At 34.7% G+C, this 21,273-nt stretch carries 16 protein-coding genes; 10 read left to right on the forward strand and 6 right to left on the reverse strand.

The genetic code is table 11. The features are described from left to right. Nucleotides 1-64: 64 nt before the first annotated feature. Complete coding sequence (gene ggt / locus Q7C23_RS20095; protein WP_375034170.1) at nucleotides 65-1,741, reverse strand: gamma-glutamyltransferase; 1,677 nt, start codon at nucleotides 1,739-1,741, stop codon at nucleotides 65-67. Between the two features lie 37 nt (nucleotides 1,742-1,778). After that, nucleotides 1,779-2,363 (reverse strand): ACP phosphodiesterase, encoded by a 585-nt coding sequence (locus Q7C23_RS20100; RefSeq protein ID WP_375034171.1) that lies wholly within the window; start codon nucleotides 2,361-2,363, stop codon nucleotides 1,779-1,781. 246 nt (nucleotides 2,364-2,609) lie between these two features. On the opposite strand from Q7C23_RS20100, the gene glmM reads away from it, so the two are divergent. After that, nucleotides 2,610-3,998: a phosphoglucosamine mutase gene (glmM, locus tag Q7C23_RS20105; RefSeq protein WP_375034172.1), complete on the forward strand. Its 1,389-nt coding sequence runs from the start codon at nucleotides 2,610-2,612 to the stop codon at nucleotides 3,996-3,998. 112 nt (nucleotides 3,999-4,110) lie between these two features. On the opposite strand, the gene Q7C23_RS20110 is transcribed toward glmM, so the two are convergent. Both Q7C23_RS20110 and Q7C23_RS20115 read right to left on the reverse strand, forming a co-directional pair. After that, a complete protein-coding gene (locus Q7C23_RS20110; RefSeq protein WP_375034173.1) occupies nucleotides 4,111-5,598 on the reverse strand; it encodes a glycosyl hydrolase in 1,488 nt (495 codons plus the stop codon). Between the two features lie 230 nt (nucleotides 5,599-5,828). Beyond that, a complete protein-coding gene (locus tag Q7C23_RS20115; RefSeq protein ID WP_375034174.1) occupies nucleotides 5,829-6,701 on the reverse strand; it encodes a lysophospholipid acyltransferase family protein in 873 nt (290 codons plus the stop codon). Nucleotides 6,702-6,812: 111 nt separating this feature from the next. Between Q7C23_RS20115 and Q7C23_RS20120 the strand changes: the two genes are divergently transcribed. Together Q7C23_RS20120 and Q7C23_RS20125 are read left to right on the forward strand one after the other, a co-directional pair. After that, a complete protein-coding gene (locus Q7C23_RS20120) occupies nucleotides 6,813-7,460 on the forward strand; it encodes a rhomboid family intramembrane serine protease (RefSeq protein WP_375034175.1) in 648 nt (215 codons plus the stop codon). Between the two features lie 53 nt (nucleotides 7,461-7,513). After that, the gene (locus tag Q7C23_RS20125; RefSeq protein ID WP_375034176.1) at nucleotides 7,514-8,203 is read left to right on the forward strand and encodes an SIMPL domain-containing protein; all 690 of its coding nucleotides are present in this window, start codon (nucleotides 7,514-7,516) and stop codon (nucleotides 8,201-8,203) included. Nucleotides 8,204-8,484: 281 nt separating this feature from the next. Here the strand turns inward: Q7C23_RS20125 and Q7C23_RS20130 are convergent, their stop codons facing one another. After that, nucleotides 8,485-9,384, reverse strand: coding sequence for an AraC family transcriptional regulator (locus tag Q7C23_RS20130; RefSeq protein ID WP_375034177.1), 900 nt, complete (start codon nucleotides 9,382-9,384; stop codon nucleotides 8,485-8,487). A 250-nt stretch (nucleotides 9,385-9,634) separates the two neighbouring features. Between Q7C23_RS20130 and Q7C23_RS20135 the strand changes: the two genes are divergently transcribed. Continuing rightward, the gene (locus Q7C23_RS20135) at nucleotides 9,635-11,020 is read left to right on the forward strand and encodes an alpha-L-fucosidase (protein WP_375034178.1); all 1,386 of its coding nucleotides are present in this window, start codon (nucleotides 9,635-9,637) and stop codon (nucleotides 11,018-11,020) included. A 120-nt stretch (nucleotides 11,021-11,140) separates the two neighbouring features. Here Q7C23_RS20135 and Q7C23_RS20140 read toward each other — a convergent pair whose 3' ends face one another. After that, nucleotides 11,141-11,611: an Lrp/AsnC family transcriptional regulator gene (locus Q7C23_RS20140; RefSeq protein WP_375034179.1), complete on the reverse strand. Its 471-nt coding sequence runs from the start codon at nucleotides 11,609-11,611 to the stop codon at nucleotides 11,141-11,143. 188 nt (nucleotides 11,612-11,799) lie between these two features. Here Q7C23_RS20140 and Q7C23_RS20145 point away from each other — a divergent pair, with 188 nt between their 5' ends. The 6 genes from Q7C23_RS20145 (at nucleotide 11,800) to Q7C23_RS20170 (ending at nucleotide 21,241) form a co-directional block, all read left to right on the forward strand. Further along, nucleotides 11,800-12,615, forward strand: a complete 816-nt coding sequence (locus Q7C23_RS20145) for a DUF1338 domain-containing protein (protein ID WP_375034180.1) — start codon at nucleotides 11,800-11,802, stop codon at nucleotides 12,613-12,615. A 110-nt stretch (nucleotides 12,616-12,725) separates the two neighbouring features. Then, nucleotides 12,726-14,279 (forward strand): aldehyde dehydrogenase family protein, encoded by a 1,554-nt coding sequence (locus Q7C23_RS20150; RefSeq protein WP_375034181.1) that lies wholly within the window; start codon nucleotides 12,726-12,728, stop codon nucleotides 14,277-14,279. A 154-nt stretch (nucleotides 14,280-14,433) separates the two neighbouring features. Continuing rightward, a complete protein-coding gene (locus Q7C23_RS20155) occupies nucleotides 14,434-14,598 on the forward strand; it encodes a hypothetical protein (RefSeq protein WP_375034182.1) in 165 nt (54 codons plus the stop codon). A gap of 123 nt (nucleotides 14,599-14,721) precedes the next feature. Then, on the forward strand, nucleotides 14,722-16,728 hold the full coding sequence (locus Q7C23_RS20160; RefSeq protein WP_375034183.1) for a trehalase family glycosidase: 2,007 nt from the start codon (nucleotides 14,722-14,724) through the stop codon (nucleotides 16,726-16,728). Nucleotides 16,729-16,773: 45 nt separating this feature from the next. After that, nucleotides 16,774-18,909, forward strand: a complete 2,136-nt coding sequence (locus tag Q7C23_RS20165; RefSeq protein ID WP_375034184.1) for a beta-galactosidase — start codon at nucleotides 16,774-16,776, stop codon at nucleotides 18,907-18,909. Nucleotides 18,910-18,943: 34 nt separating this feature from the next. Beyond that, nucleotides 18,944-21,241 carry an aminotransferase class III-fold pyridoxal phosphate-dependent enzyme gene (locus Q7C23_RS20170; RefSeq protein WP_375034185.1) on the forward strand — a complete coding sequence of 766 codons (2,298 nt, stop codon included), beginning with the start codon at nucleotides 18,944-18,946 and terminating at the stop codon, nucleotides 21,239-21,241. The last annotated feature ends 32 nt before the right edge of the window (nucleotides 21,242-21,273 follow it).

Genomic DNA, 21,273 nt, shown 5'->3' on the forward strand with positions numbered 1-21,273 from the left:
AATAGTGCAAATTTAGCTTATAACATTCAAAATTGTATGATTTTTATTTAAAATCTATTTTAATTTAAAACCCCACTGCAGTATCATCACCCCTAAAATCGGCTCCTGCTTCTAAAGTTTTGTTTGGAAGTACCAAAATAGCATCTACTTTACCAATTATTGGCGTTGGATTCTCATTAATTAAATAGCCTTTCGCTTTAAGCTTATTGATCGTAGTGTTATCAAAAGTACCAGGTTCAAAAGTAATAAGATCTGGTAACCATTGATGATGAAATCTTGGTGCATTTACAGCTTCCTGCATACTCAATTTGTATTCATATACATTCAAAATAGTTTGCAAAACCGATGTTATAATGGTAGAACCTCCGGGAGTGCCCACCACCATAAAAAGTTTTCCATCTTTCTCAACAATTGTCGGAGTCATTGAACTCAACATTCTTTTTTGAGGTGCGATGCTATTGGCTTCATTTCCAACTAAACCAAACATATTAGGAGATCCTGGTTTGGCACTAAAATCGTCCATTTCATTGTTTAAAAAGAAACCCAATTCATCACAATAATATTTAGAGCCGTAACCGTCATTTAGGGTTGTGGTTGCCGCAATTGCATTTCCGAATTTATCAACTATAGAATAATGAGTAGTCTCTGTACTTTCATTGTAAGTTACTTTTCCTTCTTTTATTTCTGAGGATAAACTGGCTTTGTCAACATTAAAAGTGGACATTCGGTCTTTCAAATAATCTCCGGAAAGTAATGCGTTTACAGGAATTTTTATAAAATCAGGATCGCCTAAAAACTGACTTCTGTCTGCGTAGGCTCTTCTTTCTGCTTCCACAATGACCTGAATGGCTTCGGGAGAATTATGTCCCATTTTTGCCAAATCATAAGGAGCAATCATTTTTAGAATTTGAGCCAGACAGATTCCCCCGCTGCTTGGTGGAGACATTGAAGTAATCTTTAAATCTTTATAAGTAAATTGAAGTGGTTTTCTCCATTTTGCTTCATATTTAGACAAATCTTCCAAAGTGATAATTCCACCGTTTTTCTGAAGATACTCAACTAAGATTTTAGCCGTTTCACCTTTATAAAATTCATTTCTGCCATTCTTAGAAATTCGTTTTAGAGTCTTGGCAAGTGCCGGATATTTAATAGTGTCTTTTTCTTTAAAATTAGTTGCTAACAAAGTGGTTGACCCATTTACTTTTACAATAGCATCACGATAATCATTTAGACTTTTTTCTTGTTTTTTGGTAACTATAACGCCCCTCTCGGCTAAAGCAATGACAGGTTTTAAAATTTCGGATATCGGCATCGAGCCAAATTTTCTATGAACTGCAAAAACGCCTGCCACCGTTCCCGGAACACCAATTGCCAAAGCAGTTTCAGTACTTTTTCCCTTAATTACATTTCCATCCTGATCTAAAAACATATCTTTTGATGCTGCTAAAGGTGCCTTTTCGCGATAGTCTAATGACCCAACTTCCCCACTAGCTTTTCGATAAACCATAAAACCACCACCACCAATATTTCCGGCAAACGGAAAAGCAACGGCAAGAGCTAATTCAGTTCCAACCATTGCATCAAAAGCATTTCCTCCTTTTTTCATAATATCAGCACCTATTTTAGATGCCTCTTCTCTTGCCGAAACGACCATGGCTTTTGAAGTAACCAGTCCGGTTGGATTTTGTTGCGCAAAACTAAAAACGGAAATAAATGAGAATAAGAATGTAATTTTTTTCATAGAGGAGAAAATATTGGTTTTATAGAATCAATTGATTTTATAAGGAAAGTAATTTTTGTTTGGCCTGAAGTTGCATTTCTCCAAAGAAAGTCGTGAATTCCTGCTCAAATTCGGCGTAGAATTCTTTAAGCTCTTCACTGGCAAATTGCATCTTAGAAAGGTTTTTCGACCTTCGATCCATTTGGGTTAAAATCTGACGAATGCCGTCCACTGTTCGATAACTTAAAAGCCAGTTTCTTTCGATCATATAAGGCATCAGATCTTGTGTTTTTTCAGTCAGAATATCATAATTGGTATGAAGTGAATTGTAGAATCTATTGATGAAATCTTCTAGTTTTTCACCAGAATAGTTGCTCCAGTTTTTAGCTAAAAAATGATCGTAAACAATGTCTACAATCACGCCCGCATAGTGATGGTATTTTTCATGTAACCGTTTGGTACTTTGTCTAAAAACATCATGCGAATCTGTATAAGTATCTATAAAACGGTGTAATATAATCCCTTTTTGAACATCCTTAGGAAAATGTTCAAACTGTTTTCCACGAATACCGTCCGCCATAAAATTACCGATTTTGATCAAATCATTATCACCTGAAAGATATATGTGGGCTAGGAAGTTCATTTTTTTTATAAGGTACTAAGGTTCTAAGTTGCTAAGATTCTAAGGTTATTTACTAAAGTATACTTTTTATAATTACTAAGTTTCTAAGCTTATTTAGTAAAAGTATGAAAACTTTTTGACATCGTTTAAAGAATGATAATGGCTTTAAACTTAAAACTTGTAATCTTAGAACCTTAATAACTTTTTTTACAAGAACCTTAGTAACTTTTCTATATTTGTAAATAAAAATAACCATATCTCAAAAAAATGACTTTAATAAAATCAATATCCGGAATTCGCGGAACTATAGGAGGAAAAGTTGGTGATAACCTGACTCCGGTTGATGCTGTAAAATTTGCATCAGCTTATGGAACTTTTCTGAAAAACAATACTCCAAAAGAGAAATTAACGGTTGTGATTGGTCGTGATGCCAGAATTTCTGGTCCGATGATTCATAATCTTGTAGTAAATACGTTGATAGGTTTAGGAATTAATGTAATTGATCTTGGACTTTCAACAACACCAACGGTAGAAGTTGCTGTACCATTAGAAAAAGCAGATGGAGGAATTATTCTAACGGCTTCTCACAATCCAAAACAATGGAATGCTTTAAAATTATTGAATGAAAAAGGAGAATTTTTAAGCGGAGCCGAAGGAGCAAAAATTCTTGAAATTGCAGAGGCAGAAGCTTTCGATTTCTCTGATGTTGATAATTTGGGAGAAATTACAGTGAATGATGCTTATATGGATATTCATATCGACGAGGTTTTAAACTTGCCTTTGGTTGATGTTGAAGCTGTAAAAGCAGCTAAGTTTAAAGTTGTTGTTGACGGAGTAAATTCTTCTGGTGGAATTATTATTCCGAAATTATTAGAATTAATGGGCGTTGAAGTAGTAAAATTATATTGCGAACCAAACGGACATTTTCCTCATAATCCGGAACCTTTGAAAGAACATTTGACTGATGTTTCAGAATTGGTAGTTAAAGAAAAAGCACATTTAGGAGTTGTAGTTGATCCGGATGTTGACCGTTTGGCTTTCATCTGCGAAGACGGAGAAATGTTTGGAGAAGAATATACATTAGTGGCCTGTGCCGATTATGTTTTGAGTAAAACTCCAGGAAATACAGTTTCAAATATGTCATCATCACGTGCTCTACGTGACGTTACTAAAGCGCATAACGGAAACTACGAAGCAAGCGCTGTAGGAGAGGTGAATGTAGTGGAGTTGATGAAGAAAAATAACGCTATTATTGGTGGTGAAGGAAACGGTGGAATTATCTATCCTGAATCTCACTACGGACGTGATAGTTTGGTTGGAGTGGCGCTATTCTTAACGCATTTGGCAAATAAGAAAATGTCAGTTTCGGCATTACGCGCTTCCTATCCGGAGTATTATATGAGCAAAAATAAAATTGAATTAACACCACAAATTGATGTTGATGCTATTTTGGTTGCCATGACTGAAAAATATAAAAACGAAGATATTACTACGATTGATGGTGTAAAAATTGATTTCGCTACAGAATGGGTTCATTTAAGAAAATCAAACACAGAGCCGATTATTCGTATCTACACTGAAGCTCCTTCTCAGGAAAAAGCTGATGTTTTAGCCCTTCGAATTATAGATGAAATAAAAGCAATTGCCGGAATTTAGTTAGAAAAGATTCTAAGATACTAAGGTTTTAAGATTTTTAAATCTGTTTCAAACAAAAAACTCTTTCATTAAGTTGAAAGAGTTTTTTTTTGGAATTATTTTAGAGAGTTGGTTATTCGTTTTTGATGATTTTTATCGATTTTTTAACTGTGCCATAAGTGGCTATTACTATATAAACTCCTGTTGAAAGTTTATCCCCAATTTTAATATCTTCATTTGTAAAATGATCATTTGATGAATAACATAAAATACCTTTCATGTCGATAATCTTCAAATTTAAAGGTTCAGTCACGTCTGCTTTTATATGAAGTGTTGCTTGTGTTTTAATTGGATTTGGATAAACAGTAAAGAAATCTTTCTCAAGAATTGGATCGTTTACACCTAAGTTAGCTGCAGTAACATCAATAAAGTTAAAATTCATATCATCTGATTTAAACTTGATTTTCAGATAGACTTCTCCTTTGGGTAGTGTAACCCCGCTTACAAGTTTGTCAGCATAGGTTTGATAACCACCTGTAATTGGGAAAATTTCATCTGTTTTTACTACAACATCATTAACTAAAATGTCAAATTTTCCTGCAATTGTTGGAGATGCTACTCTAAAAGTCAAATTATAAGTTCCGGCATCTGCAACATTTAACATGAATTCATTCCAATCTCCGGCTTCAATAAAACAAACATTTTGACCAGTTCCGGAATCTGTTGTGTTTTGTAAGCCTGTTCCCTTTCTTCTATAGTGTTTGTTGGCTGTTATTCGCCCCGGAACATTTATTTTTTTTGCAGTGTAGTTTGTATTTATATATTCTGTCCCAATTGGCTTTAGAACACCACTTTCAGGTGCTAATAATTGACCTTCCTGCATATCGGTCCAATCTGCAGGAACTCTTCCTGTAAACCATGAATATCTGTAAATATCAGGATCATTTTCAAAACTGTTAATGATTTCTCTCATAAATGTTGTTTTCTCGGCTGCAGTCTGAATAACTCTGTTTGCAAATTCTGTTACCCAAACTGGTCGATTAAATCTTTTAAGATTTCCAGTAACACCTATAACCGATCCTGATGAACTGTCATAAGTATGAAAAGCAATATAATCCACTTTACAACTCGGACATAAAAGAAAAAATTGATTATGCCATGCTACAGGATCTGTATAACCTCCATAGTTATCGGGGCCATTGTATGCGGGCGAAGCGCTTACAATTTCTAAATTTTTTGCTGCTGCAATCTTTTCTACATTTACCCATGCATTAACTGCTTCTTGCGGCGTTAATCTGGCACCATCATTAAAGTTTGGCTCATTAAAAGCTAGTAAATACTTTGCACCCGGTTTTATTCTGTTGATGAAAGCCTGTACTTCGGCATCGCTAATTTTTCCCCAGGCCATTGGCACATATTCAACACCTAGAGATTCATAATTTGCATTAATATCATTTTCAGGTGATGAACCCCAATTGTACCACCACGAAATACCTGGTTTTAGAGCTGTTAAATCTGCAAGAGAATTATTGCCGTAAGCAATACCTCTTTTTGGACTTTGAGCAAAAGTAGTTATATAGATGACCGAGATCAAAAATGTAAAGCGTAATTTTTTAGACATGGTAATACTTTTAATGTGGTTTTTGGATAGATTTTTAATCAACTTCAAATGTATACTGTTTGTATAAAATACCATTTGTTTAAAATCAGAAAAAATCATTACAAAAACCCATCAAAATCTCTTTTTAATATCTTAAAAGCATAGTTTTCAGGTTTGGCTTACTTACATAAAAGAAAAGCCCAAAAAGCAATATTGCCTTTTGGACTTTTACCTATTTTAATAAAAGAGTATTATTGAATGCGATGTTTCCATCTTTTGTGCGTCCATAAATAATATTCAGGAGCTTCATAGATTTGTTTTTCTACTTCTCTTAAATATTTCTCAGTGATTTCAAAATTTTCATATTCTTTTGGGTCATCAGCAATTGGAACAATGGTCGCTTCATAATAACCTCTTCCTACTTTTTTTACTTTGATAAAAATAACACTTAAATCATATTTTTTAGCCAGCATTTCAGCTCCAGTATGAACTGGAACTTCAATTCCCATAAATTTCATCGAATGAAAAATTCTGTCCAGTTTTGGCGATTGATCACTGGCCAAACCATAGAGACTTAAAATTCCGTCACGCTGGTTTTGTGCCATTAACGGAATTGCTTTTTTAGTTTCAACCAATTCGGCATCATATTTTCCTCTGATTTTGCGAACCAGTTTATCAAAATAAGGATTGGCAATTTTTTTATAAACTCCAACGCCGTTAAAAAGCATTCTTTTGTTAAGTGTTAAAAGCCATTCCCAGCTCGCATAGTGTGAAGCTACCAGAACAACACTTTTCCCCTTTTTTTCATATTCATGAAAAAGATCCATATTGGTAATGGTAAATCTTTTCTCCATTTCCTCAGGGGTGATACTCATTGTTTTGATCATCTCCAAAAACATATCACACATATGCTGATAAAATTTCTTTTCGATCTCTTTTCTTTCAGTTTCACTTAAATGTGGTAAAGTTAAAGCAAGATTTCCCCGAACGACTTTTTTTCGATAGCCAATAACATGATAGACAAGAAAGAAAACACAATCTGAAAGCCAGTAAAATATTCTAAATGGAAGTATAGAGATAAGCCATAAAAAAGGGTAGGCTATAATATAAACAAGGAATTGCATGTAACTTTTTTTTACAAAGATAAAGTAAAAATGATAACGTTGGATGTTTTGGTTTGTTCTCAAGTTGTGTTGAAGAATGATTATATTTACCGTTCACTTTAAATATTATTTATGAATACCGTTAATACCGTTCTGGTTGGAATTATAGTTGCCAATGCCTTGATTAGTTATAAAGGGTTTAATGATCTTGCTTTTTTTAGAAAATACGAATTTCATGTTGGAAGTATTCGTTCAGGAGAACAAATCAGAATGTTATCATCCGGTTTTTTGCATGTTGATATGATGCACTTAATATTTAATATGCTGACTCTTTGGTTTTTCGCACCGGTTGTGATCGAATGGCTCGGTACCATTTCTTTTGTTCTGATTTATTTTGGAAGTTTGATCTTTGGGAGCCTGCTAACAATGCTGTTTCATAAAAATGATTATAGTTACCGTGCGGTAGGGGCTTCGGGCGCCGTGACCGGAATTTTATATTCTGCCATATTATTGCAGCCCGATATGATGTTGGGAATCTTTTTTGTCATTCCGATGCCCGCTTATTTGTTCGGAATTTTATATTTATTGTATTCGATATACGGAATGAAAGCCAAAAATGACAATATTGGGCACACAGCACACTTTGGAGGTGCTATAGGTGGTTATTTGATTACTTTGGTAAAAGAACCTTCCTTAATTGTAGACCACAGTTTGATGGTTATTTTATTAGCAATTCCGATTTTAATACTTTTTGTTATGGCTAAATTAGGAAAATTATAATGCTGGCATAACTTTTGAAATGCCCTTATCAATAATTTTAAAATATAACAAAAATGAAGAAAGTAGTATTATTTTTAACAATCATGTTTATGACTATGTCTTACGGCCAGGAGACCAAACAAATTCCGCAGATCAATGTAAATGGAGAAGGAAAAGTAAAAGTAGCTCCAGATCAGGTTTCTATTTCAGCTACAGTTGAAACTAAGGGAAATAATGCTAAAGACGTCAAAAAGCAAAATGACGAAAAAATGGACGCTGTGTTGAAATTCATCAAAAAAATGAATATTCCAACAACAGATTTCAGAACAAAACAAGTGGCTCTTAATCCGCAATATGATTACGAAAAAAAGAAAACAAGCTATAATGCTGTTCAGACAGTCGAAATTTTAGTAAAAGATTTAGCTAAATATGATGAATTGATGGAAGGTTTAGTTCAACAAGGAATTAACCGTTTAGATAACGTTTCTTTTGAATCGTCTAAACTAGCCCAGTATCAATCAGAAGCCAGAAAATTAGCAATTAAAGATGCCAAAGCAAAGGCAGAAGATTATGTTTCTGTTTTAGGGCAAAAAGTAGGTAAGGCTTATACCATTTCAGATAATTCACAAATCTATCATCCACAGCCAATGTATGCTGCTATGAGAATGAAAGAATCTGCAGATGCTGTGCCTTCAAATGAAACATTAGCAATTGGAGAAATTGAAATTACAGCAAATGTAAGTGTTAGTTTTATTTTAGACTAAACGATACAATACAAATCCAATATTTAAATCCCAAATCCCAAATTCCAACTTAACAACTGGAATTTGGGATTTTTTGATTTTGTCATTTCATGAATAAGAAATGCACAATCCGATTAATTGATAAAGATTAATTTGATGTTTTTCAAGCGAAAGGACTATTTGCTATAACCTTTCAGTTAAATATATTTACCAGAGCCAAAAAAAATGGTTGAAGCGAACAGGTAAAAAAAAGTATTCAATTATTTTTCCAGTACTCATAAAGCAGTTCTCAAATTAGAATATTAGGATGATTTTGACTGAGGAGAAAAACGATATTGCAATGGGGATATTTTCATATGTTTTTTGAATAACCGAGAAAAATAATACGCATCGTCATATCCTAAATTGGCTGCGATGTTTTTGATTTTCACCTCTGAGGTTAACAATTGGAGACAAGCTTGTTGCAATTTTAAGTGTATAAAATAATCCAATGGTGACATTCCGGTACTTTTTTTGAAAAGTAGGGAAAAATGCGATGAAGATAAATTATTTCTCCGGGCCAAATCCTCGAGTGTTAGTTTTTCTGATAATTTATTTTTCATAAATAGGATGGTGTTATTTATTGCGTCTTTTTCATCCTGTTTTTTTTCATTAGTTGTATCAGGGAATAAAAAAGAACAGATAAATTGATATAAACAAAGATTTGCTTTAATAACGTTTTCTTTGCCATAACCCATTTCAAGGTTTTTGTAAATAGTGTGCCATAATTCTATTCCCTTTTCATTAAAATTGATTCGCTTTGGACCATCATATAGACCAATATTAAAGCTATGATTAAAAGTGTCTATCTCGCAACCGCTGAAGTGAATCCAATATATTGTCCAGGGATCATTTTCATTTGCCCCATAACTCATGTGCTCTTTAGTGGCAGGAAGAATGAAAAATTGATTAGGACTAACTTCAAAACGTTTATTTTTAATAGTGTACCATCCTTTTCCGCGTAAACAATAAATAAGGATATTATCTGAACATCCATTTTTTCGTTCTCTAAAATGATGGGCTGCTTTGGGGAAATAGCCAATATAGGTAATGTACAAATGACTTAATACCGGATTCTCCTTAATAGCTTTTCTCCAGATGCTCTCCGGCAATGCAATTAATTTTTCTCCCTGAAACCCGTCCCGCTGCTTAAAGTTTTTCATTTTATAATTGTTATGCAAAAAAAGCATTTGACGCTAAAATACAATTTTGATTTTATTTGATAATTGATTTGACAGCAATTAATTGAAAATGCTACAGCCTTGTTTTAATTGAAATACAGCTTATGCGGTATTTGTTTTAGTCACTGTGATGAATAATAAGATAGTCCATCATAATAATTAAATGCGCTATTTGTTTTAGCATCAGGTGAGGATAAATTTGGTTCCAATAAATCATTAAAAATTCAGGTAAATGAAGTTTTTTTTAATAAATACAAAAAGCCATCAATTTGGTGTTTGCGAGTATAAATATGCAGTTTGGAACTATTTAATGAAATTGGCGTGTTCTGTTTTTTTTATTTTGACCTGGAGTATGTCTGCAAATGCCCAGAATTTAAATACTGTGAATAGCGGGTTATTAGACCCGGGCAGCAAAACTCCAAAAATGATCGTTGATGATTTTATGGATAAACGTTTTGGAATGTTTATTCATTTTGGACCGGTAAGTCTGAGAGGTACTGAAATTGGCTGGAGCCGGGGTAATGAAGTGCCAACGCTGGAGTATGATAATTTGTACAAAGAATTTAATCCACAATTGTTCAACGCTGATCAATGGGTAAAAATTGCGAAGGATTCCGGGATGAAATACCTTGTAATTACAGCAAAACATCACGATGGATTTTGTCTTTGGCCAACAGCTTTTTCTGATTATAATATAAAGAATTCTCCTTTCAAAAGAGACATCGTGGAGGAGTTGTCAATAGCCTGTCAAAAGCAAGGTCTTGCATTTTGTATTTATTTTACAGTTGCCGATTGGCACGATCCTAATTACACGCAGGATCAACCAGGTAATATGGATCGTTTTGTATTGACGATGAAAAATGAATTGAAGGAGGTAATTACTCGCTACAAACCATATATGTTATGGTTTGATGGTAATTGGGAAAAGCAATGGAAACAGGAATACGGCAATGAGCTTTATCAATTTATAAAAAGTCTGGACAAAAATGTAATTGTCAATAATCGATTAGGAAAAGGAGAACATACATCTTTTTCACCCGAGTCGGTTGGGGATTATTTAACTCCGGAACAAAAGATTGGGGAATTAAATATGGTTGATCCCTGGGAAAGCTGTATTACGATTTGTAATCAATGGGCATGGAAACCCAATGATAAAATGAAACCCCTTAAAGAATGTATACAGACCTTGGTAAAAACAGCTGGAGGTAATGGGAATTTACTTTTTAACGTCGGGCCAATGATGGATGGTCGAATAGAAGCCAGACAAGTTGAGCGCCTCAAAGAAATGGGAACCTGGCTTACTAAGTATGGGCGTACTATTTACGGAACCAAAGGAGGGCCTTATAAGCCAAATAATACATATGCAACTACCAGAAAAGGAAATCTAATCTATCTACATGTTTTTGAAAGAAATCAGGGTAGACTTATTCTGCCAGCCTTGATTGGGGCCAAAATAAAGAAAGCGTATTTCTTTGATGGTCAAGTCGTGGCTTTTGTTCAAAACAAGGATTTTGGTGTACTGCTTAATTTGCCACAGGTTTTCCCAGATACAATAAGTTCAGTAATTGTTCTGGAATTGGATAAAAATGCGGAAAATTTAAGTATTGCAAATGATTAAAAATGGACAATGTTCCATGTTGCGCTTCTTAGTAAAGAGAAATGACTCAAACCTGTATAAACTCCTCAGATAGTAACCTGAGGAGTTTTTTATTTTAAAAGTAACTTATCTGATACTATTTTAAACCGGCAGATTTTTTTCAAACGCAGCACCAAAAGAAAAAAACGAATCTGTACTTCCAACACCTTCAATCTGATGAATTTGCTCGTATAAAATTTTACGAAGCTCTTCATTATTAAAAGAAACAATTTTAATAAATAAAGCATATTTTCCTGAAACCCAGTGACATTCTATCACTTCTGGGATTTCTTTCAGTTTTTCGGCTATAGAGTAGGAATAACGGGCTTCTTTGGTAACAATTCCGGTATAGGTAATGGTTTCAAAACCAAGTTCTTTAGCATTTAGTTTTACAGAAAAACCTGTAATTACTCCTGCTTCCTGTAACTTCTTCACTCTTAAATGTACCAAAGAATTGGATATATTTAATTCCTTGGCAAGATCTGAAAATGGTATTCTTCCATTCTCACTTAGTTTCTGCATGATTTCTCTATCTAAATAGTCAGTATTTTCATTCTTCTTGGTACTTCCCATAGCTCTTGTTTGTTTAGAGATTCTATTATTTTGACAATTCTTATGTTAAAACTGGATTTTAAAGTGTCAAAATTACAAAAAAAAGCGTTTGAAATGTCTATATGTCAATAATCGTATCTTAAGACTGTTATATTTACATCTTTATATATAGATTTGTGTCATAATAACAGTATTTTAACATAACAGAAATGAATAAAGATCAATTACTTACGAAACTATGGGAGCAATATGCTGATATTACTCCATCTGCAAAAAAAATACATGAATTGTTAGAAGACAGAGGTGAAGAAATTCAGAATGATCATATCGCAATTCGTACTTTTAATGATAAACGTGTTAATATTGCCGTTTTAGAAAAACCTTTTTTAAATGTTGGTTATCAGGCAAGAGGAGAATATAATTTTGAGACTAAAAAATTATATGCCAAACACTATGAACATGCTACTGATAAGAATGCTCCAAGAATTTTTATTTCTGAATTAGAATTAGAAAAATGTTCAACTGAATTGCAAGAAACAGTACAGGATATCTTAAACAGTTGTGATCAAAATGTATTCAACGATCCTGAATTGGTTTTAAGCGGTTCAGTTTGGAAAGGAAATGCACAAAAAATCTACAAATCATTATTGGAGGAATCTGAATATGCTGCCTGGATGTATGTTTACGGTTTTAGAGCCAATCACTTCACTATAAATACCAATGCTTTAAAAGAGTTTAAAACTTTAGAAGAATTAAACAACTTTTTAGAAGTAAGCGGATGGAAATTAAATGCATCGGGAGGAAAAATCAAAGGTACACCGGAACAATTACTGGAACAATCAAGCACACTGGCAGATTTATACGTGGTAGATTTTGAAGAAGGTACTTTAGAAATTCCATCTTGTTATTATGAATTTGCCCTTCGTTACCCAATGGCAAACGGAGAATTATACCAGGGATTTGTTGCATCATCTGCCGATAAAATATTTGAGAGTACTGATGTAAAGTTGCAGGAAACCAAATAAAACAATCAATTTTTTTATAAAAGAAAAGGAACAACAGAAAAGCTTTTCTGGCTGTAAAATAGTACCCTGCTTTTTATAAAGGCAGCATAACACATTAATAAAAAGTCGAAATGACAACAACAGAAATAGGATTCGGAATTAAAGAAGCTTTAGACCAATTGGGTATAAAGGAAATTAACGAAGGAACTTCAACAGGAATAAACAATTTTTCGAACGGAGAAATTTTAGAGAGTTATTCTCCGGTTGATGGAGCATTAATTGGAAAAATTAAAACTTCGACAGCAGCAGATTATGAAAAAGTAATGGAATCAGCGACAGCGGCTTTCAAACAATTCAGAGTAATGCCAGCGCCACAACGTGGAGAAATCGTGCGTCAGTTTGGTGAGAAACTGAGAAAAAACAAAGAAGCTTTAGGTAAACTGGTTTCTTATGAAATGGGTAAATCACTGCAGGAAGGTTATGGCGAAGTTCAGGAAATGATTGACATCTGTGATTTTGCAGTGGGTCTTTCCCGTCAGCTTCACGGTTTGACCATGCATTCTGAACGTCCTGGACATAGAATGTACGAACAATATCATCCTTTGGGAGTTGTTGGAATCATTTCGGCATTCAACTTTCCGGTAGCAGTTTGGGCATGGAATACTGCTTTGGCCTGGATTTGTGGAGATGTTTGCGTTTGGAAACCTTCTGAAAAAACACCTCTTTGCGGAATCGCATGCCAAAACATTATTGCTGAAGTGATCAAAGAAAACAATCTTCCGGAAGGAATTTCTTGTTTAATCAATGGTGATTATAAAATAGGAGAATTATTAACAAGTGATAAACGTGTACCGTTAATTTCAGCTACTGGTTCTACTCGTATGGGTAAAATTGTCGCACAGGTAGTTGCGGGACGTTTAGGAAATTCATTATTAGAATTGGGTGGAAATAATGCCATTATTGTAACCCCGGACGCAGATATTAAAATGACTGTGATTGGTGCCGTTTTTGGTGCAGTGGGAACAGCCGGACAAAGATGTACTTCAACACGTCGTCTGATCATTCACGAAAGTATCTATGATAAGGTTAAAGATGCAATAGTTTCTGCCTACAAGCAACTGCGCATCGGAAATCCATTAGACGAAAAGAATCATGTTGGTCCGTTAATTGACAAACATGCGGTTGAAATGTACGATCAGGCGCTGGAAAAAGTAGTTGCTGAGGGAGGAAAAATTCTCGTTGAAGGTGGCGTACTTTCAGGAGAAGGTTACGAAAGTGGCTGTTATGTGAAACCTGCAATTGCTGAAGCTGATAACACATTTGAGATTGTACAACACGAAACTTTTGCCCCGGTATTGTACTTATTAAAATATTCAGGAACTGTTACAGATGCAATTGAAATCCAAAATGGTGTAGGGCAGGGATTATCATCTGCAATTATGACCAATAACTTAAGAGAAGCGGAACTATTCTTATCAGTTACAGGCTCTGATTGTGGTATTGCCAATGTAAATATCGGAACATCAGGTGCTGAAATTGGCGGTGCTTTTGGTGGAGAAAAAGAGACAGGTGGTGGAAGAGAGTCAGGCTCTGATGCCTGGAAAGTTTACATGCGAAGACAAACCAATACAATCAACTACACTACTAGTTTGCCATTGGCACAAGGAATAAAATTTGATTTATAGGCCCCGGAACAGGTCTGTAAAAAAAATCAGAATAAAGAGAATACCGTAGTTTATTTGGCCAATGTTTTTTTCGGCATTGACCAGATAAATTGCCTGCATAAACTAAAAAACAAAAAAAGAAAACGAAAAAAAATTAATCAAAACCATTACCAAAATGAAAAAACTATTAATCAGGAAATTAAATTTTATTCCTTTACTGTTATGCTTGTGGTTGCCAACCATCAACTTTGCACAAGCACAAAAAACAATTTCAGGAAAAGTCACGGATAAAAAAAATAACTTCTACCCAATTCCATTGACAGAATTACAAACGAATTAGTACTGTAAATGATTTTAATTTAAAAAGAATAGCCTATATTTCTTGGGCTATTCTTTTTATGTAAAAAAAACTTCCATAAGAAGAAGCGGAAATTGAAGTAAAACATCTTAAAAACAAAATAACATGGGCAAAAGGAAAATACTTTTTATTCTTGCACCCTTTTTTATACTGCAGTTTGGTTGGTCTCAAAAAAGTTTCCCAAACTTAGAATCCGCTAAAAACAGTATTAATTATAAAGGAAATCCTAAAAAAGCTACAGACAGAACTGCATTAGCATTTTCAGATAAAGGCGCGTGGTTTGCATTTGGATTCTTAGAACCATCAGAAGTGAAGGCAGGATTTTCAGGGCCTTTTTTAATGACAGAACAAAACGGGGTTTGGTTAAGTCCTTCCTTTGTTTCGTTAGAATTAAAGGACGAAAACAAGCAGGAAGTCATCAATTGGAAAAGTGCATTAATTGCTCAAAATAGTTATAACAGCCATTTAGAGCAACAATTTAAAAATGACAAAGTAGAGATAAAACAGCAGTTGGTGTTTTTATCGGGTCATTCGGCATTGCAAAAAACAAGCATTACCAATAAATCCGGAAAAACGATAACCCTTTTTCCTTGGTATAATTCGAACATTTTTTTAGATGATTTACAGTTGTCTCAAGAAGATAAAAAATTAAAAATCGTTTCCGCAAAAAGTACTGCGACAGGTTACATTCAGTTCTTGAATAGTAATCCTGAAATTGAAATCACCAAACAAGGATACAAAGCTCAGACAGAAAAACTGGTATTAAAGCCAAATGAAACTAAAGAGATTGTAGTGGGGCAAACTTTTATTTTTGCTCAATATTCATGGAAAAATGAAAATGAAACTATTGCAAAAACAGTTTTCAAAACGCTGCTTGACAAAACGCAAAAAGAAAAAGAAAGACAATTAGCAGAATTAATAGCCAAAAAGAAAAGCATTTATAAAGACGTAGTGTATTCTGATTTGATGGCAAAACTGGTTTTAACACTACAAAACAACACCAGAATTGCTGCGGAAGGATTAAAACATGGAGGTCTTTTTCCAAGTTACAATTACGAGTGGTTTCATGGTTTTTGGGCTTGGGACAGTTGGAAACATGCTGTTGCTGTAGCCAATTATGATTCTGAATTGGCAAAAAATCAAATGCGTGCTTTATTTGATTACCAGGAACCAAACGGATTTATCCCGGATTGCATCTACAGAAATAACCTTCTGGAAGAAAACAATTACCGAAACACAAAAGCGCCACTTGCTGCCTGGGCAATCTGGAAAATTTATGAAAAAACGAAAGACATTAACTTCATAAAAGAGTTTTATCCAAAGTTAAAATTATATCACAATTGGTGGTATAAGGACCGTGATCACGATCAGGATGGTTTATGTGAATTTGGATCCACCGACGCAACTGTGATCGCAGCAAAATGGGAAAGCGGAATGGATAATGCCGTTCGTTTTGATGACAGTAAAATTCTCAAAAATGGAGAAAAAGCCTATTCACTAGATCAGGAAAGTGTAGATTTAAATTCGTTTTTATATGCTGAGAAAAGCTATTTGAGTAAAATGGCTGCCGTTTTAAAACTAGCAGAAGAAGCCAAAAAATGGAAAGACGAAAGTGTAACGCTAAAAACTAAAATTCAAAATCAGTTTTGGGATGCCACAACTGGTTGGTTTTATGACACTACAATCGATGGAAAAACGTTGATTAAAGCAATGGGATGCGAAGGATATTTGCCAATTTGGGCTGAGGTTGCTACATCAGAGCAAGCCAAATTAGCAAAAGGAAATATGTTAGATACAAACTCACTAAACACTTTTGCCCCTTTACCGACATTGGCAGCCAATCATCCTAAATTTAAACCGGAAGGCGGTTATTGGAGAGGACCGGTCTGGTTGGATCAAAGTTATTTTGGAATCAACGGATTAGAGAAATACGGATACACAACCGAAGCAAATGAATTAGCACATAAACTGATTTACAATGCTGAAGGAGTTTTAGACAAAGGAATTTCAATTAGAGAGAATTATCAGCCCGTTACAGGAAAAGGATTAGAAGCCTATAATTTCAGTTGGTCTGCCTCTCATTATTTAATGCTGCTTTTACAAGACAAATAGTCGAACTAATTTCTAAATTTGATTAACACAACAATATTAAAAAGTATGTTCAACCAAAAAATATCGTTAACAAAAATAGTTTTAACAGGCTTGCTAATTGCAAATTGCAATTCAACGCCTGTTTTTTCTCAAGCTAAAAAAACGACTGCTACGGAGAAGAAAGACCCGCAGCGGTTTTTCCCGAAACAAGATTTAATGCAAATTGGGGTTTATTATTATCCGGAACAATGGCCAAGAGAACAATGGGAACGTGATTTAAAAAATATTAAAAAGTTCGGATTTGAATTCACTCATTTTGCTGAATTTGCATGGACTTATATGGAACCCGAAGAAGGAAAGTATGATTTTAAATGGCTCGATGATGCTTTGGCTATAGCCGAAAAAGAAGGATTAAAAGTTATTCTTTGTACGCCAACGCCAACTCCTCCGGCATGGATGGGAGAGAAATATCCTGAAATTTACTTGGTTGATGCAAACGGTCGTCGCAGAGAACACGGAAATAGAGCCAATGTGTCTATTACAAATGAAAAATACCGTGAATTTACCGATAAGATTGTAGCGGAATTAGGGAAAAGATACGGTAAGAATAAAAATATAATGGGATGGCAAATCGACAATGAACCACTGGGAACAGCCGATTTTAGTCCTTCTGCCCGTAAAGCTTTTCAAACCTGGCTTAAAGCTAAATACGGAACAATAGAAAAGCTAAATACCGAATGGGTTGGGAATTTCTGGAGTACAAGATATAATAATTTCGAACAAATTGTTTTACCAAATGCCGAAATGTATTCTGAAGATAAACTAAGTCCGCATGCCGTTTTAGATTTTAAGAGATTTACTTCGGATGCACAAGGAGAATACTTAAACAGACAAGCCGAAATACTTCGAAAATACACAGATCCAAAACAATGGATTACAACAAATTTTACCAATGTAATTTATGATGCCGATCCAAGAAGTGCAGACAAAATGGACTTCATCACCTATACAATGTATCCTGTAAGCGGTCAAAATCCTTTAGGCGGAGATAGTTTCAGAATGGGTTCTCCAAGTAAAATTTCAGAGGCAAACGATTATTACAGATCTATAAGTGGCGTTACTGGTGTTATGGAATTGCAGCCGGGACAAGTAAATTGGGCCAGTATCAATCCACAATTACTTCCGGGAACAGTACATATGTGGCTTTCACAAGCTTTTGGTGGCGGTTGTTCTTTTACTTGTACTTACCGATACAGACATCCCCTTGGAAGCAGCGAAATGTACCACGACGGAATAGTAGGAACAGATGGTGTTACGCTTTCTCAGGGTGGAAAAGAATTTGTACAATCGATCGAAGACATGAAAAAGCTTCGTAAAGAGTACGATCCGAAAGCGGTAATGCCTGAGGAAATTGCAAAGAGAAAAACAGGTTTTTTATGGAGTCATGAAAATCTTTGGGATTTAGAAAATCAAAAACAAACCAGATTTTGGAACACCTGGAAACATAGAAACACTTATACTTCAGCTATTAAATCAACTGGTGCGCCAATGGATTTTATAACCGAAGGAGATAATTTTGATCATTACGCTTTTATTGTGGCACCGGCTTATCAGCTAGTAGATCAAAAACTGGTAGCGAAGTGGCAAAAATATGTTGAGAACGGAGGGAATTTAATTCTATCGTGTCGTACAGGCCAGAAGGATAAAAACGGTCATTTTTTTGAAGCTAACTGGAACGCTCCAATTGTTCCGTTAATTGGTGCAGGTGTCGACTTTTTTGACATGTTAGTTGCAGATGTAAACGGTACCATTAAAACAGGAAATAACAGTTATAAATGGAATACCTGGGCAGATGTATTGACTCCAAAGCAAGGAACAGAAGTTTTAGCAACTTACAATGATCAGTTTTACAAAGATAAAGCGGCTGTTGTTACCAGAAAGTTAGGAAAAGGAACCATTACCTATATTGGTGTCGAAAGTAATGACGGTGCCTTAGAAAGAGAAGTGGTTCGTACTGTTTACTCTCGTGCTAAAGTAGCTATTGAAGATTTGCCTAAAGGAGTTTTTATAGAATGGCGTGATGGTTTTTATGTGGGCGTAAACTATACAAATGAGCCTGTAAACTTACCGGTACCTCAAGGAAGCAAAATATTGGTGGGACAAAATCCTTTGCAACCGGCTCAGGCAATTATTTGGAAATAAAATAAACAGACAAAAATAATTTAATATAATACCAATGACTTTTTCAGAAGAAACAATTCAGGGTTTAGTAAAAGAGCATTACGGACTAAATGTAACCGTAAAAGCATTAAATGGGTATGATGAATTAAATTTTCTTTTATCGAATGAAAAAAATCAAAAATACATTCTAAAAGTATCAAATGAGAGTCATCCGTTTCCCTTTCTGGAAGCGCAGATTAACATCATCCAGCATCTTAAAAAAAGCGATATTTCAGATTGTTTTCAGCATTTTAGCATCAATAAACAAGGAGAAGAACTAACCAAAATAATAAGAGATTCTAAAACCTATTATGTAAGAATACTAAACTTTTTAGAAGGTACTTTTTGGGTTGATGAAAAAGAAAAAACAAGTGAATTACATTATAATTTGGGCTCTTTTTTGGGTAGTATGGATCATGCATTACAGGATTTTTCTCATCCGGCAATGCACCGTAGTTATACTTGGGATATTAGCCGTGCCAGTGAAGCAGGTGATAATCTAAAACATATTCTGAACCATGAAAAAAGAAGAATTGCAGGTTATTTTCTGTTACAGTTTGACACAGAAGTGGTACCGGAAATTCATCGTTTAAGACATGCTTATATTCATAATGATGCCAATGATTATAATATATTAGTACAAGGCAATCGTATTAGTGGTCTAATTGATTTTGGCGATATGGTTTTTACTGCATTAGTCAATAATCTGGCGATAGCTTGTACTTATGCCATGTTGGATGAGGAAGATCCGTTGACTGTGGCTGCATCGATTGTAGCAGGATATCATAAAAGATATGCCCTTCAGGAGCAGGAATTAGATTTATTATACTATTTAATTGCAGGAAGACTTTGTATAAGCGTAACACAATCGGCTTATAATGCATCATTAGACAGTAATAATGAACATCATTTTATTACCGAAAAGCCAGCTTGGAATTTGCTATATAAATTAATCGAAATCAATCCAATCAAAGCGCAGGATACCTTTAGAAAAGCTTGTGGTTTTACCGGATTAATAAACAATGATGATTACAGCGATTTACTTGAAGTTCGAAAAAAGAAAATTGGTCGAAATTTGAGTATCGGATACAAAGACAAATTAAAAATTGTTAAAGGAGCTCTGCAATATTTGTATGATGACAAAGGAAGAACCTTCGTAGATTGTGTCAATAACCCTTCTCATGTTGGGCATTGTCATCCGGTTGTAGTTCGAAAAATGCAAAAGCAAATTGCAACTTTAAATACCAATACAAGATATTTAAACGACGCCATAACAGAATATGCAGAAAAATTAACTGCTACATTACCAGCTAAATTGAGCGTTTGTTACTTCGTGAATTCGGGTAGTGAGGCTAATGATTTGGCAATTCGAATGAGTCGTCATTTTACCAAACAAAAAGATATTATTGTTTTGGATCACGCCTATCACGGAACTTCAACGGTGGCAATGGAAATGAGTCCGTATAAATTTGACAGCAAAGGTGGTTCAGGTCAAATGCCCTGGATACACAAAGCAATTAATCCGGACTTATATCGAGGACCTTATAAATATGGCGACACAAAAGCAGGTGAGAAATATGCTGCTGATGTACAAAGAATTATTGAAGACTTAAAAAAGGAAGATAAAGCGCCAGCTGTATTTATCTGCGAAACGTTATTAGGAGTTGGAGGTCAGATTCCGTTACCGGAAAATTATTTAAAAACGGCTTATGATTATGTCAGAGCAGCCGGAGGTGTTTGTATTGCTGATGAGGTTCAGGTTGGTTTCGGAAGAATTGGAAATCATTTCTGGGGATTTGAATTGCAAAATGTAGTTCCGGATATTGTGGTTTTAGGAAAGCCAATTGGTAATGGACATCCATTAGCAGCTGTAATTGTAACAGAAGAAATTGCTGACGCTTTCAATAACGGATTAGAGTATTTTAACACCTTCGGAGGTAATCCTGTTTCAATGACTACAGGATTAGCAGTTTTAGATGTTATTCAGGAAGAAGAAATGCAGCAGCATGCCTTAGAAACCGGAAATCATTTAATGAACGGACTTAAAGGTTTAATGGCAAAATATCCAATCATTAGCGATGTTCGCGGACATGGATTGTTCATTGGTGCCGAAATGGTAAAAGACAGAATAAGTATGGAACCAGCCGTTCCCGAAATAGATATCGTAGTGGAGAAAATGAAAGCAAACGGCTATTTATTAAGTACCGATGGACCTTTGCATAACGTTTTAAAAATAAAGCCACCCATGACATTCAGCAAACAAAATGCGAATGAAATGGTCAGATTATTAGATATCGCTTTAAGCGAATTGTAAAAGAAATATCGTAGCAAAGGCACGAAGTTTAA

The organism is Flavobacterium sp. LAR06 (genome assembly GCF_041946075.1).
Classification (GTDB): domain Bacteria; phylum Bacteroidota; class Bacteroidia; order Flavobacteriales; family Flavobacteriaceae; genus Flavobacterium.

Bases quoted from the DNA above. Each gene is read 5' to 3' on its own strand.
- ggt (WP_375034170.1), bottom strand. From the start codon at position 1,741: ATGAAAAAAATTACATTCTTATTCTCATTTATTTCCGTTTTTAGTTTT.
- Q7C23_RS20100 (WP_375034171.1), bottom strand. From the start codon at position 2,363: ATGAACTTCCTAGCCCACATATATCTTTCAGGTGATAATGATTTGATC.
- glmM (WP_375034172.1), top strand. From the start codon at position 2,610: ATGACTTTAATAAAATCAATATCCGGAATTCGCGGAACTATAGGAGGA.
- Q7C23_RS20110 (WP_375034173.1), bottom strand. From the start codon at position 5,598: ATGTCTAAAAAATTACGCTTTACATTTTTGATCTCGGTCATCTATATA.
- Q7C23_RS20115 (WP_375034174.1), bottom strand. From the start codon at position 6,701: ATGCAATTCCTTGTTTATATTATAGCCTACCCTTTTTTATGGCTTATC.
- Q7C23_RS20120 (WP_375034175.1), top strand. From the start codon at position 6,813: ATGAATACCGTTAATACCGTTCTGGTTGGAATTATAGTTGCCAATGCC.
- Q7C23_RS20125 (WP_375034176.1), top strand. From the start codon at position 7,514: ATGAAGAAAGTAGTATTATTTTTAACAATCATGTTTATGACTATGTCT.
- Q7C23_RS20130 (WP_375034177.1), bottom strand. From the start codon at position 9,384: ATGAAAAACTTTAAGCAGCGGGACGGGTTTCAGGGAGAAAAATTAATT.
- Q7C23_RS20135 (WP_375034178.1), top strand. From the start codon at position 9,635: ATGAAGTTTTTTTTAATAAATACAAAAAGCCATCAATTTGGTGTTTGC.
- Q7C23_RS20140 (WP_375034179.1), bottom strand. From the start codon at position 11,611: ATGGGAAGTACCAAGAAGAATGAAAATACTGACTATTTAGATAGAGAA.
- Q7C23_RS20145 (WP_375034180.1), top strand. From the start codon at position 11,800: ATGAATAAAGATCAATTACTTACGAAACTATGGGAGCAATATGCTGAT.
- Q7C23_RS20150 (WP_375034181.1), top strand. From the start codon at position 12,726: ATGACAACAACAGAAATAGGATTCGGAATTAAAGAAGCTTTAGACCAA.
- Q7C23_RS20155 (WP_375034182.1), top strand. From the start codon at position 14,434: ATGAAAAAACTATTAATCAGGAAATTAAATTTTATTCCTTTACTGTTA.
- Q7C23_RS20160 (WP_375034183.1), top strand. From the start codon at position 14,722: ATGGGCAAAAGGAAAATACTTTTTATTCTTGCACCCTTTTTTATACTG.
- Q7C23_RS20165 (WP_375034184.1), top strand. From the start codon at position 16,774: ATGTTCAACCAAAAAATATCGTTAACAAAAATAGTTTTAACAGGCTTG.
- Q7C23_RS20170 (WP_375034185.1), top strand. From the start codon at position 18,944: ATGACTTTTTCAGAAGAAACAATTCAGGGTTTAGTAAAAGAGCATTAC.